Source organism: Maribacter litoralis (genome assembly GCF_902506355.1).
Lineage (GTDB): Bacteria > Bacteroidota > Bacteroidia > Flavobacteriales > Flavobacteriaceae > Maribacter > Maribacter litoralis.
Window position 1 is genome coordinate 3105691 of sequence record NZ_LR733271.1, and the last position, 16839, is coordinate 3122529.

At 38.3% G+C, this 16839-nt stretch carries 9 protein-coding genes; 1 reads left to right on the plus strand and 8 read right to left on the minus strand.

Features of this window, described 5'->3' with window-relative positions:
- Positions 1-65 precede the first annotated feature (65 nt).
- From EXIGUO8A_RS13135 to EXIGUO8A_RS13170, 8 genes are all read right to left on the minus strand, one after another.
- Complete coding sequence (locus EXIGUO8A_RS13135) at positions 66-914, minus strand: universal stress protein (RefSeq protein ID WP_159303482.1); 849 nt, start codon at positions 912-914, stop codon at positions 66-68.
- A gap of 129 nt (positions 915-1043) precedes the next feature.
- Positions 1044-1463, minus strand: coding sequence for a GreA/GreB family elongation factor (locus EXIGUO8A_RS13140; protein WP_116770879.1), 420 nt, complete (start codon positions 1461-1463; stop codon positions 1044-1046).
- A 165-nt stretch (positions 1464-1628) separates the two neighbouring features.
- Positions 1629-2918 carry a Glu/Leu/Phe/Val family dehydrogenase gene (locus tag EXIGUO8A_RS13145; protein ID WP_159303483.1) on the minus strand — a complete coding sequence of 430 codons (1290 nt, stop codon included), beginning with the start codon at positions 2916-2918 and terminating at the stop codon, positions 1629-1631.
- A 241-nt stretch (positions 2919-3159) separates the two neighbouring features.
- Positions 3160-3783, minus strand: coding sequence for an MCP four helix bundle domain-containing protein (locus tag EXIGUO8A_RS13150; RefSeq protein WP_159303484.1), 624 nt, complete (start codon positions 3781-3783; stop codon positions 3160-3162).
- A 130-nt stretch (positions 3784-3913) separates the two neighbouring features.
- Positions 3914-4273: a hypothetical protein gene (locus EXIGUO8A_RS13155; RefSeq protein WP_159303485.1), complete on the minus strand. Its 360-nt coding sequence runs from the start codon at positions 4271-4273 to the stop codon at positions 3914-3916.
- A gap of 18 nt (positions 4274-4291) precedes the next feature.
- Positions 4292-4738, minus strand: a complete 447-nt coding sequence (locus EXIGUO8A_RS13160) for a GreA/GreB family elongation factor (RefSeq protein WP_159303486.1) — start codon at positions 4736-4738, stop codon at positions 4292-4294.
- Between the two features lie 215 nt (positions 4739-4953).
- Positions 4954-6273, minus strand: coding sequence for a sigma-54-dependent transcriptional regulator (locus EXIGUO8A_RS13165; RefSeq protein ID WP_159303487.1), 1320 nt, complete (start codon positions 6271-6273; stop codon positions 4954-4956).
- On the minus strand, positions 6273-7364 hold the full coding sequence (locus EXIGUO8A_RS13170; RefSeq protein ID WP_159303488.1) for a sensor histidine kinase: 1092 nt from the start codon (positions 7362-7364) through the stop codon (positions 6273-6275). The genes EXIGUO8A_RS13165 and EXIGUO8A_RS13170 overlap by 1 nt, the downstream gene beginning before the upstream one ends.
- Positions 7365-8315: 951 nt before the next feature.
- On the opposite strand from EXIGUO8A_RS13170, the gene EXIGUO8A_RS13175 reads away from it, so the two are divergent.
- Positions 8316-16817 carry a T9SS type B sorting domain-containing protein gene (locus EXIGUO8A_RS13175; protein WP_159303489.1) on the plus strand — a complete coding sequence of 2834 codons (8502 nt, stop codon included), beginning with the start codon at positions 8316-8318 and terminating at the stop codon, positions 16815-16817.
- Positions 16818-16839 lie beyond the last annotated feature (22 nt).

The following is a 16839-nucleotide window of genomic DNA, read 5'->3' on the forward strand; positions in this document are numbered from 1 at the left end:
CTTTTTATGCTCGGCAAAGGTACAATTTGCCTAAGTAAGAACCCGAAGCAGTTAAGGTAATTTTATCATTTGCTATGTATGGCCAATACTGGTACATCTGCATAGTAACCCAAATTGTTAAGCGATATTCTGCCAAAATTGAGACGATCCCAAAATGATGGCTTTTTATCTACATAGCTGATCATGTTAGAATGCCTTATCGCTACAAAACAATTTACTGCGGTAGCAATTTTTACGTTGCGCATGGTGGTGAAACTGTGCGCTACGCCTTTTAATTGTTTGCGTATTTGCACTTTGTTTCTTTTTTGGGTAAACGATAAACTATTAGGTTGCTCCATGCTCAACACCTGTATGCTGGCATTGCTTAATTTGGCTAACTGTACCAAATATTTAATTTCAGATTTTTTGATATTTGTTTTAAAGTTTGTGGTTAACACAATTTCTTTGGGCTGGTCAAAATTAACGTTGCCGGGAACTATTAAAATGGGATTTTCCCTTACGTTTTTCAATATATCCAAGGTATGTTGTCCGTAAGAAGCTTCATTTTTGTTCGCCAAACCTTTGGCACCTAAAACAATAAGGTCGAACTGAAATTTCTTGTTTAAATTCTTAACTGCGCTCAATAATGATATTGACTCCGAGACCGCATGAAATTTATGGTTTTCATTTTTATTTAAATGGGATATTTTAGCGATTAACTCCCTAAGCTTTTCCTTTGATTTAATAGCCGACATTTTATTGAATGCCTCATCTGGATCGAGCAAGGATAAACTATCTAGCCCATAAGTTTCTTTTGAATAGGTGTGTAATATATAAAAAGAGCACTTTCTGTCTTCAAATAATTTTATGGCGTAAAGTATGGCATTCCATGAATTATTTGAGAAATCTGTGGGTATTAAAATACTATTTTCCATATGGTTTGTTTTAGTTTTTGTTTGTGCTCTTTTTAATAGTACGGGTTCGTATTAGACCTTGGTGTACTCATCTTTAGATATTATGTTTTTTTTCATTGTATTCACATATGTAATACCATTGTGTTGTTGTTATAATACCATGTTAAGGTTTATATGTTCATTCTCTTGTTCTACTTTTTCAATGGTTAATTTTTGTTCTCCGGATGGAAATTCCCATAATACCGAATCGCCTTCACTATAGCCCATTACTGCAGCGCCCATTGGGGTAAGAATAGATATTTTGTTGTTTTTTATATCACTATCGGTAGGCAGTACCAGTTTAAATTTCTTGTGCCATCCACTTTCCGAAACTATCGTAACCAAAGTATTAAAGCGTATAACATCATCGTGCATATCGGTCGCATCCAAAATTATGGCAGTCTCTAATTCTGATGCCAGCTTTCTAACAGATTTACGTAGGGTGTCATCTTTGTAATAACCAGATAGGTTCATTAATCGCTTTAGTACTACAAATTCCTTTTTTTCTATAACCAGATTTCCGTACTTCATATGCTGTATTTTATGAGTGTAAATTGAATTTTAAAATATTGTTCCTTGCCATTCTAAGCGCAGCCCAGAACAGTAGCTAGCTTATTTCAAATAATTTCGACCACGCTCTTTGTGGCAGTTTTATGTATTAAAATTCTTTATCGTTTTTTGGTCAATTACAACAGATCAAGGAAAAATACCTCGTTGTACATAAGCTTCCTCTAATCTTTCAATAGCAATGATGAAAGCAGCGGTGCGCATATCAACATTTCTTTTTTTAGAGGTTTCTATTACCGTGGTAAAAGACGTCAACATTTTCTTTTCTAACTTTTCCATCACCTCTTCCAAAGACCATATTTCACCGTTACGGTTTTGTAGCCATTCAAAGTAACTTCCAATAACCCCACCGGAGTTGCAAAGAATATCTGGAATAATGTCTATACCTTTTTTTAATAGGATGTTCTCGGCATCTACATCGGTTGGTCCGTTTGCACCTTCGGCAATTAAATATGCCTTTATTTTATTGGCGTTCTTCGCCGTAATCTGATTACCTAGTGCAGCAGGAATACAGATATCGCAATCTAAAGAGAAGAAATCTGCGTTGTCAATGGTTCTGGCTTTTGAGAACCCTAATATGCTTCCTTTGTTCCCTTGGCTGTAGGCCAGTAATTGGTCTACGTCAATACCATCTTCATTGACTATACTGCCATAGGCGTCTTGTACTGCAGTCAACAGAGCTCCTTCCTTTACCAAAAAATAAGAGGCCCAGTAACCTACGTTACCAAAACCTTGTACAATAAACTTCTTGTTCTTTAGGTCTACATTGTTATTTTTTGCCCAAAATTTAATGGTCAAGAAAACTCCGTAGCCGGTAGCCCTGTCCCTTCCTTTAGATCCACCGGCACCAATAGGTTTACCCGTAACTACGTGCATATTGGTAGAACGTTCCGCCGGCGATTTGGTAGACATGTAGGTGTCAAGTATCCAAGCCATGGTTTGCGAATTGGTATTCACATCTGGGGCGGGTATATCCAATTCCGGACCGATATTGTCTCCTAAGGCATAGGTAAACCTTCTGGTAATACGTTCTAATTCAGAACCTGAATATTTTGTCGGGTCTAATTGTATGCCTCCTTTAGCGCCGCCATAGGGCAAACCTGCCAATGAGGTTTTCCAGGTCATCCACATTGCCAAAGCCTTTGCAGCATCGATATCTACCGTAGGGTGATAACGAAGTCCGCCTTTATATGGTCCTAATGAGTTATTGTGTTGAACGCGGTAACCGGTAAATATTTCAACTTCACCATTGTCCATTCTTACTGGAAAGTGAACAACAAATTCATTATTGGTGACCTCAAGAATTTTTCTAATGTTCTTATTAAGGTCAATAATGTCTGCGGCATTATCAAACTGCCGCATTACATTTTCTAGCATACCTTGTTTAGGTGCTTTTTTGGGCGCTACTTTTGCTATCATTCTTTTTAGTTTAAGACTAATTTTCTTTTTTCTTCGTTACTTGACAATTCGTTGGAAATTACCAATGTGGCTTCATTGGTGTTATCCAAAAAATGATAATATTCACTGCACGCATAAATGCTATTTTTATCTCTTGTTATTGAACAATAAGAAATGTGTGTGCAGGTTGAGCATATGCTCCGCATATAATTTTTCATCGAGCCCATATTATGATGTATTAAAATGTTCTTCCTGTTGTTCGTTATTCAAAAACTGGCTGTGACTTTACAGGGTAAAAAATTAATAATAGCAGTGTAATGCCAATAAGAATCAGAAGGGCAAATGCCAGTTTTGACATTAGTATATTATTGTCTAAAGTTTTGTTAGAAAGTTGTGTTAGTTGCTTGCTCTCTTCTAATTGTATTTTTGCCAGCGTATTTAAATTGGTACTGATCTGGGCAAGTGTTTCTAAAGAATTTGATCGGTTAGTACTTTGAAGACCATTGTTAGATTGAAGTTCTTTGGTCTCTAATATTTTTAATTTGTTGAAATGACTTTTCAACTCGTTTAAGGCTGTATATTCTTTATTGGTAAGTTCTGTTAGAGCAACTTCGTCCAATAGTTTTTCAGCCCTTACATTGTTTTCTTTGCTAATAATAAAGTTATTCTCTGTTAGGAGTTCAAATTTTTTTTCATGAAAAATGTTATTTAGCTCATAGATATAGTCTTGAACCTTTACTCTGTCTTCATAAACTGTGTTTACAGTAGTTTGTAGTGTAGAAAAATGCCTTTGGTACAATCTATTTGAACCTAAAACCAATAAGAAGGTGATGCCTAATATAAAGATGGCATGCATTCTTTGTTGTGTTTTTAATTTTGAAAACATAATAGGTTTCTGTTTTGATATTGAGATTGTACTAATGATTGTAAAAATGAATCCACTCGGCGTTATCTTAATAAATCAGCCAACTTATTTATAGATGCCAAGTGGATTGCATCAACCAACTAAAAAGAGCTTATAAAATTTGTAATTCACCAGAGCTGATAGCGTCTTTGTAATCTGCGGTTACTACCGTATGACTGCCAAAGAAACGGTTGCCATCATTTCTCTTTATTTTAATCTGTGTTGTACCGTCCTTTTTTAGTTTAACTGCGGTAACAACTACTTTTTCGCCATGAGCACTTCTATAATTGGCTATACCACCACGTTTAATAATGAAGTTTTCTCTTGGGAAATCTATGTGCTTGTATTTGTTCGATTCTGGTTTGCCTATTTCTAAAACATCACCAACATTGACATCTGTTTGTGTTGTAACATTGTCTTGTGCGTTTAAAAGACTTACTGAGAATAATAGTGCGATTGCGTATTTTAACATAATTAATTGATTTTAGAGTTAATGAATTTTTTCTTTTGTGGTCGATTGAACTTTAGTTGTGGTTTTGTTGGCTGTGTTCGGCTGATTTACTTTTTCGATAACCAAAGACATTATCTCACCTGGTAGCCCAAATGAAATTCTATCACCTACGGCGCGACCAATAATTGATGCTCCTAAACTGCTGATCACAGAAATTTTATGCTGCTTTACATCATTCTGCTCAGGAGGCACAATTTTAAAAGTTTGATGAACGCCCGATGCTCCGGTAACCTTAATGGTTGAATTAATTGTTACAATATCAAATGGAATATCTGCAGTATTCAATACCATGGCCATGGCCATATTCTGAGCTAGAATTTCTAGCACGTTCTTATGGGCATAATCTTCAATAGAAAGGTTGTTCTCAAGGTGTTTTTTAATCGCCAAGAATTCGCTCTCTTCTAAAACTAGACTACCGTATTTCATCTACTGCATTTTTAATAATTCTACTTGAATCCTTTAAAAAGGTCTTGTAGCTTTTTTGTTCGCAATAGAAAATGCAATTGGTATGCCCTAAAAAGAGATATTTTGGGTTGTTGTGATTAAATATCTGAAAATCAAATATTTAAATATTTATAAATATTAATGGGTGTTTTTAAAATCGGGTAAAAATTCCCCGATCGGGTATATTCTCCCCGATTTTACTTCAGTTTTTCACGAAGGGTTTTACGATCTATTTGTAGAATTTGGGCGGCTTTGGTCTTGTTACCTTCGGTATGCACCAATACACGCTGAATGTATTCTTTTTCCATTTCATGCAAGGGGCGCAATTCATTTTCAGGGAAGTTGATTTGATATTTTAAAATATCTGGTAAGTCTTTTACTTTAATGATGCCATCGCACATTATTACGGCACGCTGAACTATGTTTTCAAGCTCTCTAATATTTCCGGGCCAGTTATATCGCTCTAAAATTTGAAGCGCTTCGGGGGCAATACGTACTAAACGGTCTTTAAATTCAATACCATATTTCCGAATGAATTTTTCTGTGAGGATAGCAATATCAGATTTTCTTTCCCGTAGTGGTGGTACTTTAATTTCAACTACGGTTAGTCGATAATATAAATCTTCCCTAAACGTGCCATTCTTTATCTCGTCCTTTAAATTTGCATTGGTCGCAGCTATAATTCTTATATCAACCTTTTCCACTTTTTGCGATCCTACCCGTGTAATTTCTTTTTCTTGTAAAGCTCTAAGTAATTTGGTCTGTACGGCAAGTGACGCTGTGCCTATTTCATCTAAAAACAGGGTACCACCTTTGGCTGCTTGAAAGAAACCGTTTCTATTTTCATTAGCCCCTGTAAAGGCACCTTTTATGTACCCGAAAAGTTCTGCCTCTTGAAGATTTTCTGGTATGGCACCGCAATTGACCGCAATAAAAGGCTCCCTAGAAAATTTGCCCGAATAATGTATGGCTCTTGCCACTAGTTCTTTTCCCGTGCCACTTTCGCCTGTTATAATAATAGTAGCTTTATTGTCCTTAACACGCTCAATAATATTCGTTACTTTTTTAAAAGCGGCCGATTCGCCCACCATATCCGAATAGAGGTTGGTATGTGTTGAAGGGACAGTTCTATTCTTTCGAGTAGCATTTTGTTCAAATGCTTTTTCAATAGCTTTTTTTAGTTCGGACTTCGTAAATGGTTTGGTCAAATAATCCGTTGCGCCAGATTTTATGACTTCTAACGAATCTTCTACCGAGGGATAACCGGTTACCACTAATTTCGGTATCTCTGGGTAATGTTCGTTGGTAAATTTCAATAATTGTAATCCGTCAATTTCCGGCATTTGAATATCGGTAATGAGCAAATCAATATAAGTATCTTTAAGAATAAACAGGGCTTCCTTTACAGACACAGCTTTGTAGGTATGGTAGTCCATAGCTTGTAAATGTCGTTGCAAAAGCTCTAATATATCTATATCGTCATCTACTATTAATATGTTCTCTTTGCGCAAATCCATCAGTTTAATTTTGGAAAGTCAACCGTAAATATAGTGCCTTTAGGGGTGTTTTTACTATGCTCTATACTACCTTTATGGCTCGTGATAATACCGTGTACCACACTAAGACCTAGTCCGGTGCCCTCGCCAATGGGTTTAGTAGTGAAAAAGGGTTCAAAGACCTTATCTTCCAATTTTGTAGGTATACCATCGCCCTGATCGGCGATTTTTAAAAGAATATGGCTTTCCGTATCTAAGACCTTGACTGTAATTGTTCCATTTTCTGGGGAGTAATAAATGGCATTCATAATGAGATTGAACATTACCTGTGTTAACTGCACCGTGTCTGCCTTTAATTCTAAGTCTTCATTTTCAAAAGTTGTTACCAGTTTTAATTTTTTATCACGTAATGATGGTGCCAATAACTTAATGACGTTGGTAACAATAGGAATCAATTTTACCCTTTGCATTTCCTGTGGCATTTCGCAAGCAAAGAACATTAGTTTTTTTACGATTTCTCTACTAAAAATGGCATTGTCCATTATTTTTTCAAGATCCCTAACAGCTTGTTGGTCTGTCATTTTCTCCGCCAGTAATTCGGCAAAGCCGAGTATATTGGCAAGCGGTGTATTTAACTCATGCGCAATACCCGCGGTAATTTCACCTAATATATGTAAACGGTCAGCTCTTTCAATCTGTCTTCTGGTTAGTGCTTCACTATCACGTATTTGCTTGCGTTCTATAAGGTTACCTATGTCTAGGGCAACGTTGTTCAATAGGGTCTGCTCTTCAACTAAAAAGTCGTCTAGTGAATACTTGTCAGAAGGGTAGCCCACTAATACTTCACCTTCCAATTTGTTAAATACTTTAATTTTTGATGATAAACATACCATTGTTGGTTTATAATCATCTGTTTTAACCGTGCATTTACCTACCTTTAAAAAGACTTCGGTGACTTCTTCAAATTGCCATGCTCTTTTTAAGCAGTAGACAATAGCTTCAAGTGTGGCTTCTATTTGGTCATAATCTGCATTTACAATAATAGAGGTGACCTCATAAAGACAGGTAAGTTCTTTTACACGTTCTTTTAATTTAGCCTCTACTGTGTTCATAGATATTCCATTTCAAGTTTGATATATAAAGATGAACAATATTTGGCAGGAAATGTATTAACGAATATTTAAATCTTTTTTCTTAATCAGAATTCGTGTTTTTAGGAGAATTTCAATAAGTGTAAGCTTTCGTTGGTTTGCGAATATCTGATTTCTGAAGGTGAGTATTTTTGTAGGAATTTTTTTTGCAATAACAATGGAATCGCTACTATTTTTTATGATAATTTTTGTAAGAAATACTGGTTTGCCAATTTTATCTCCGCCTGTGTTTTACACTTGCTGGAAAAGATTTAATTGATTTAGCTCTTATAAAAGAATTCTTTGCAACCCCCGGTTTTAGTACATTTTTTGCAAATAAGAAAAATTAGGTGTTTTTTAAAAAAATATCAATACGCTGTGATAGTCCGTCGTTACTAGTGTAATCGATTAAATACATTATTTATTTATTTCTACGTATACAGAAGTCAGTATTTCTCATACAAAGTAGACTAGTTCACAACAAAAAATTTAGAACACTTGATGTCTGAAGTAACTTCGTAATTGTAACATTTATTTTGTAGTCCTACACTTACTTTTAGAGTAGTCCTTTTAAATATAACACTAACCATTTTATTATGATTTTTTTATCCCCCGCTAATTTTTTGCTCAGGTTTTCTAAACAAATTCGAAAGGGCTTAATGAGTTATTGAACCTAATTTGGTGTTGATTGGAAGTTATGAAAGTGATCAACTAAAATAGTAATTCAATTCTATTAATTCTTAGAAAGAATAGAAGTATTACTTCACTGGTCTTATAGGTATACAAAAACCAGTGAAAGACACTTTATCTAATTTCATCTATACCAATTTGGTAATCAAGCTTTAGAAACTATTATTTAAAATATAGTTGATTTTCTTTAACAGCAAATTTCATTTGATACTTAGTTATCAGTTATAATAAAATATTATGAATATGAAGGTTCTTACATTCAAAAAGTGCTTTTTAAGTTTGGTACTTATTTTTTTCGCTACTTTGGGTACATATGCCCAGTTAAGTGATCTGCATTATTTACCACCACTTACTCAAACAGGAAATCATATGCGCGATCAAGCGGTGTACATTTCTACACCGAACGAAACTGCGTTTAGTGTAGAAATATATATAGGGGTATCGGCTACACCTGTAACCACGGTAAGTGTGTCCAATACATCTCCATTTACATATACCTTAGGAAGTAATGATAATGGTATTACCATGATGCCAGATGCCAGTGTAGGGGTAAAACTTACGACTGCAGGACTTCGATTAATAGCTCCAGGAGGAGAAAAATTCTATGTGAATTATCGTGGTAGGAATAATGCTCAAGGAGCATCTTTAACCTCTAAAGGTAGAATTGGTTTGGGTACTCACTTTAAATGGGGTGGGGTGCCATTTTTGCATAATAGAACAATTTATAATGCCACTTTAGGTATTATGGCAACGGAAGATGATACCGATATTATCATTTCAGATTATGACCCAGATACCAAATTTAGGTTAGGCAATGATTCAGATGGTTTTATTGATAATCCAGATAACACCATCACCATCAGTTTAGATAAAGGTGAAAGCTTTGTTTTAGAAAATGTAGGTCATAACCAAGGAACGGCCGGCGATACAGACGCTAACCGCTATGGGTGGTTGGGAGCAGACATTACTGCAACCAGGGATATTGCCATTAGTAATGGTAATGTATTGGTAGGTGTAGTCTCTGGGTCTAACTTGCAAGATGCAGGTTTAGACCAGCCAGTACCTATTGATGTAATTGGTAGAGAATATGTTTTTATTAGGGGCGGTGGAAATGACGCTCTAGAATTTCCTATAATTATTGGTACTGTAAATGGTACCGATATATTTGTAAATGGTGCTACCACACCAATAGCTACCATAAATAATGGCGAATTTTTTGTGATTCCAGGATCGAATTATTCTGGATCCACCGCAGGTAGTAATTTAACCGTAACTACATCAAACAACGTATACGCATATCAATCTTTAGCAGGTAGTACAAGTGCAGCAACCAATGGCTTAAACTTTGTTGCACCAGTAAACTGTTTACTGCCAAATACGCTAAGTAATATCGCGAACATTGAAGATTTGGCTGGAGTGGATATTAATGGTGGTTTAACTATTTTGGCTTCTACAACTACCTTAGATAGTAATATTATTGTAACCGATGGCTCAGGTACTGTTGCTTTGCCTGCAGCACAAGAAGCTACCGGTTTACCTTGGAAAAGTTTTTATTTACCGGGCTTAACGGGTAATGTATCTGTAGAATCTTCTGGTCCTATCGCAGTTGGTGTTGTAGGGCTTAGTGGTGCATTGGGTATAGGTGGTTATTTCTCGGGATTCGATACTGTACCCGTTGTAGATTATACCATATCTGGTGATGGTTGTGTGGGTAGTGAAATTAATTTGATAAATACTTTTGATACCTATCAATGGTATAAAGACGGTCAATTGATTGTAGGAGCTAACCTTGCGTCGTATACACCAACTGATATTGGTGATTACTATGTTAAAGTATCTTCAGGTGGGTGCTTTTATGACTCAAACGTTATCAATATATATTACTGTAATCCAGATATTGCCCTTTCAAAAACAGCGGATAAATCAACCTATTCAGAAGAAGAATCGGTAACCTTTACCATAACCGTAGAGAGTTTAGGGGTATATGATGTAACCAATGTGGTTGTTACAGATGTATTGCCAACCGGTTTAACTTTAAGTAGTGCTACACCTTCTACTGGTACATTTACAGAACCAAATTGGAATATTGGAACAATGACGGGCGGGGAAAAACAAACTTTAACGCTTGTTGCTATCCCAGACCCTATAGCGGCACCAACTAAAGAAATAACGGTAACCAATACGATATCAAATACTCAAGATCAGGTAGATTTTAATGAAACTGCCGATGATTTAGAAGAAACGATTACAATAGAAAACAATGATGACGATGGCGATGGCGATCTTGATGTCACTGATCCCGACCCTAATGATGCCTGTGTGTACAGTACAAATCAAGTAACCGCCAATGCAGATGCGAGTTGGAATTCTACCGATTGTGATGGTGATGGTGAAGATAATGGTACCGAAGTGGCAAACGGAACGGATCCAGCAGACCCTTGCTCTGTTACTAGTGCCACAACACCTGCGAGTACAGATGAAAATTATGCCATTTGGGCAGCAGCAGATTGCGATAACGATGGTAATATAAATGACACGGATCCCAATCCTTTTACTCCAACCGCTTCAGATGATTTTACTACTGCAGACGTTGGGGTAGCAAAAACATTCAATGTTTTAAATAATGATGACTTTTTAGTAGGTAGTACCATTACCGACTTAGGTACAGGTTCTGCTTCGGGCATAATAGCGATTAACCAAGCTACGGGTGAAATAACCTATACGGCATTGGTTAGTGAAAACCCTAGCACGGTTACTATAGATTATCAAGTTTGTAACGGTACTGTATGTGCCATAGCTACATATTATATTGAAATACCGGCTTGTGCCGATGCAGACGGAGATAATGTGTGCGATGTTGAAGAAGATGCTGCGACTATAAATGATCCATGTGAGCCATCAGGTGATCCATATTGGCAACCACAGGGTGACAATGATTGTGATGGTGACGGATTAACGAATGATGAAGAAGCTGCTGCGGGTACTGACCCTAATAATGCAGATAGTGATGGTGATGGTATAGACGATGGTACAGAAATCAATGTAGATAATACAGACCCAATAAATGATTGTGATTCTAACGGTGGCACTCCATTGGCTAGTAGCGATTGTGATCACGACGGCTTAACAGAAGCAGAAGAGGCGACAGCAGGTGCAGACCCAACAAATGCTGATTCTGATGGCGATGGCGTCTTGGATGGAACCGAAGCTAATATTGATGGTACTGATCCATTAGACCTTTGTAGTTTTGAGAGTTCTAGCGTTACCGAAACACCAAGTGCTGCGTGGAATAGTGCCGATTGTGATGGTGATGGCGTAGATAATCAAACAGAATCTGCTAACGGAAATGATGTTTTTAATCCATGTGATCCAGCAGAAACAGCTGGTTATACCAGTTATGATGCAAGTAATGCCATTTGGGCAGCAGCAGATTGCGATGGTGACGGGGTTACTAATGCTACAGAAGATACCAATGGTACAGATCCATACAACACCGATACCGATGGTGATGGTGTTCCAGATAATACAGATGCCGATCCATTAGACCCATGTACGCCTGTTCAAGCAGCAGGTTATACAGGTTACGATGCAACAAATGCTATTTGGGCAGCAGCCGATTGTGACGGCGATGGTGTAACCAATGGAACGGAAATTACTAATGGAACAGATCCTTATAGTATCGATACCGACGGTGATGGTGTTGCGGATAACACGGATTCTGATCCGTTAGACCCTTGTTCTCCGGTTCAATTGGCAGGTTATACAGGATATGATGCTACAAATACTACGTGGTCGGTAGCCGATTGTGATGGAGACGGTATAAATAATGGAGACGAAGCTATCAATGGTACAGATCCATATAATACCGATACAGACGGTGATGGAGTGCCAGATAATACAGATACGGACCCTCTTAATCCTTGTTCGCCGGTACAGGCAGCAGGCTATACTGGTTATGATGCAAGTAATGCCATTTGGGCGGCAGCAGACTGTGATAGTGACGGGGTAACCAATGGTACGGAAAATACCAATGGTACGGATCCATATAATAATGATACCGATGGTGATGGAGTTCCTGATAATACCGATTCAGATCCATCTGATCCATGTTCTCCAACGCAGGCGACAGGCTATACAGGTTATGATGCCAGCAATATCATTTGGTCAGCAGCCGATTGTGATGGTGATGGTATAGCCAATGGTACGGAAGATACAAATGGAACAGACCCTTATAATAATGATACCGATGGTGATGGAGTTCCAGATGATATAGATACTAATCCGTTTGATCCATGTGACCCTTCACAAACACCAGGTTACACTGGTTACGACGCAACAAATACTACTTGGCAAGCAGCAGATTGCGATGGAGACTCCATAACTAATGGAGACGAAGTAACTAATGGTACAGACCCATATGATACAGATACCGATGGCGACGGTGTGCCAGACAATATCGATACCGATGCTTTAGACCCATGTAGTCCAACTCAGTCTCCATTATACACAGGTTATGATCCCACAAATGCTATTTGGACAGCAGCCGATTGTGATGGTGATGGAGTTGATAATGGTACAGAAGATGCCAATGGTACTGACCCTTATAATACAGATACCGATGGTGATGGAGTGCCAGATGATACAGATGCTGATCCTTTAGATCCTTGTGATCCAGCACAAGCTCCAGGTTATTCAGGTTATGATGCTACGAATGCTATTTGGCAGGCGGCAGATTGTGATGGCGATGGTAATATAAACGATACAGACCCAAATCCGTTTGCTCCAACGGCAATAGACGATTTTACTACGGCAGATGTAGGAATTCCAAAAACGTTTAATGTGCTAAATAATGATGATTTCCTTGTAGGTAGTACGATAGCCAATTTAGGTACGGGTACAGCTGCTGGAACAATAAGTGTTGATCAGACAACCGGTGAAATTACATATACAGCCTTACCTACTGAAAGTCCAAATACCGTAACCATAAATTATCAAGTTTGTAATGGCGGTATATGCGATACCGCAGTATTAAGTATAGACATTCCAGCTTGTGTTGATACTGATGGTGATAATATTTGTGATTCGTTAGAACCGGCAGGTAGTGAGAACGATCCATGTGAGCCTACAGGTGATCCAAATTGGCAACCACAAGGTACGAATGATTGTGATGGTGACGGACTTACTAACGATGAAGAGGCAGCTGCGGGTACAGACCCTGCAAATGCAGATTCTGATGGTGATGGTGTAAATGATGGTACAGAAATAAATACAGATTTAACCGATCCTTTAGATGATTGTGATTCTCTAAGTGGTACACCACTTGGAACTAGTGATTGCGACAATGATGGACTTACAAATGACGAAGAGACCATTGCAGGTACAGATCCAAACAACCCAGATTCTGATGGTGATGGTGTTTTGGATGGTAACGAGGTGAAGGTAGATTACACTGATCCTTCCGACCGGTGCGATTTTGTTTTAAGCAGTGCTACAGAAACGCCGAGTACAAGTTGGAATGATGAGGACTGCGATGGTGACGGAGTGGATAATCAAACAGAAGTTTCTAATAATACTGGAATTTTCGATCCATGTGATCCAGCACAAGTACCTAGTTACACAGGTTATGATGCAACAAATGCGATTTGGGCAGCAGCCGATTGTGATGGAGACGGAGTAACAAATGGTACAGAACATACAAATAATACCGATCCTTATAATACAGATACCGATGGTGATGGTATTTCAGATAATACAGATACTAGCGCTACCGATCCTTGTACCCCAATACAAGAAGCAGGTTATACAGGATATGATGCTACAAATACTACGTGGTCGGTAGCCGATTGTGACGGTGACGGAGAAAGTAATGCAGCTGAGGATGCGAGTGGTTCGGACCCATATAGTACGGATACCGATGGTGATGGTGTGCCAGATGGCACAGATTCTGATCCTTTAGATCCTTGTGATCCAGCACAATCTCCAGGATATACAGGTTATGATGCAACAAATGCCACATGGGCAGCAGCGGATTGTGATGGTGACGGTATAGCCAATGGTACGGAAGATACTAATGGAACAGACCCTTATAATAATGATACCGATGGAGATGGAGTTCCAGATGATATAGATAATAATCCGTTTGATCCATGTGATCCTTCACAAGTTGCCGGTTATACTGGTTATGATGCTAGTAATGCTATTTGGGCAGCAGCCGATTGTGATGGAGATGGGGTAACCAATGGTGTTGAAGATGCGAATGGTACAGATCCGTACAATACCGATACCGATGGTGATGGTGTACCAGACAACGCGGACCCAAATGGAACCGACCCATGTGACCCAGTACAAGCACCTGGCTATATAGGTTATGATGCTACAAATGCACTTTGGATGGCAGCAGATTGTGATGGAGACGGTATCACAAATGGTCAAGAATTTACAAATGGTACTGATCCTTATAATACGGATACTGATGGAGATGGTGTTCCAGATGATATGGATACTGATGCATTAAATCCTTGTGACCCAGTACAAGCACCTGGTTATACAGGCTATGATGCTAGTAATACTATTTGGGCAGTGGCCGATTGTGATGGAGACGGAGTAACTAACGGTACAGAAGATGCTAATGGTACAGACCCATATAGTAATGATACCGATGGTGATGGTATTCTAGATGGTCAAGAAGTAACAGATGCTACTGATCCTATAGACCCTTGTGATCCTTCACAAGATGCAGGATACATGGGCTATGATGCTACAAATGCACTTTGGATGGCAGCAGATTGTGATGGAGACGGTATCACAAATGGTACAGAATTTACAAATGGTACTGATCCTTATAATACGGATACTGATGGAGATGGTGTTCCAGATGATATGGATACTGATGCATTAAATCCTTGTGACCCAGTACAAGCACCTGGTTATATAGGTTATGATGCTACAAATGCACTTTGGATGGCAGCAGATTGTGATGGAGACGGTATCACAAATGGTCAAGAATTTACAAATGGTACTGATCCTTATAATGAGGATTCTGATGGCGATGGTGTTCCAGATAATACAGATAGTGATGCTTTAAATCCATGTAATCCAGCACAAGTACCTGGTTACACAGGTTATGATGCAACAAATGCGATTTGGGCAGCAGCCGATTGTGATGGTGACAGTATTCCTAATGGAACAGAGGTTACCAATGGAACAGACCCTTATAATAATGATACTGACGGTGATGGTGTATTGGATGATGTTGAGGTTGTTAATGGTAGTGATTTAATGGATCCTTGCGATCCTTCGCAAGATGCCGGTTACACGGGCTATGATGCTACAAATGCACTTTGGATGGAAGCAGATTGTGATGGAGACGGTATCACAAATGGTCAAGAATTTACAAATGGTACTGATCCTTATAATACGGATACTGATGGAGATGGTGTTCCAGATGATATGGATACTGATGCATTAAATCCTTGTGACCCAGTACAAGCACCTGGTTATATAGGTTATGATGCTACAAATGCACTTTGGATGGAAGCAGATTGTGATGGAGACGGTATCACAAATGGTCAAGAATTTACAAATGGTACTGATCCTTATAATGAGGATTCTGATGGCGATGGCGTTCCAGATAATACAGATAGTGATGCTTTAAATCCTTGTGATCCAGCTCAAATGCCTGGTTACACAGGTTATAATGTTACAAATACAATTTGGATGACAGCAGATTGTGATGGAGACGGAATAGCGAATGGAGACGAGGTAACAAACGGTACGGATCCATATAATGGTGATACCGATGGTGATGGTGTTGCAGATGATACAGATGTCAATGCGCTGAACCCTTGTGATCCTAACCAAGTTGTTGGTTATATAGGATACGATGCAACCAATACTATTTGGATGATGGCAGATTGTGATGGTGACGGGATCGACAATGGTACAGAATTGATCAACGGTACAGACCCATATAATGTGGATACTGATGGTGACGGAATTTCAGATAGTCAAGAAATAGCAGATGGTACTGATCCGTTAAATGATTGTGATTCAATTGGTGGTGAACCTTTAGGCATAAGTGATTGTGATAATGATGGTTTAACAACTGATGAAGAAGCTTCGTTAGGTACTGACCCAAATAATTCAGATTCTGATGGAGATGGTGTATTGGACGGTCAAGAAGTATTGGATAATACAGATCCGTTAGATGATTGTGATCATATAGGTGGTAAAGCTTTACCGGCAAGTGATTGTGATGGTGACGGATTAACAACTGCAGAGGAAGATGCATTAGGAACAGATGCTGACAATGCAGATTCAGATGGTGATAACATACCTGACGGACAAGAAGTAACAGATGGTACAGATCCATTAAATCCTTGCGATTCTATAGGTGGCGTTCCAAGTTTAGAAGCTGGTTGTAATGCTGAGGTTGTAGATACGGGTATAGCGGTTGCTAATGAGGTTTTAACACCAGATAATGATGGTGTAAATGACTTCTTTAGAATTGAGAATATAGAGTCATTCCCAAATAACACAGTTCAGATATATAACCGATGGGGAATTGTAGTCTACGAAATGTCTGGCTATGATAATAGTACAAATGTATTTACTGGAACTTCAGATGGAAGGGCTACCATTAGTACAGATTCAGAATTACCTGTAGGTGTATATTTCTATGTTATCAAGTTTAATAACAATGGCGATAACCTAAGCAAATCAGGTTACTTATATATCAATAGATAAAATATTTAGCAGTAAATAAAAA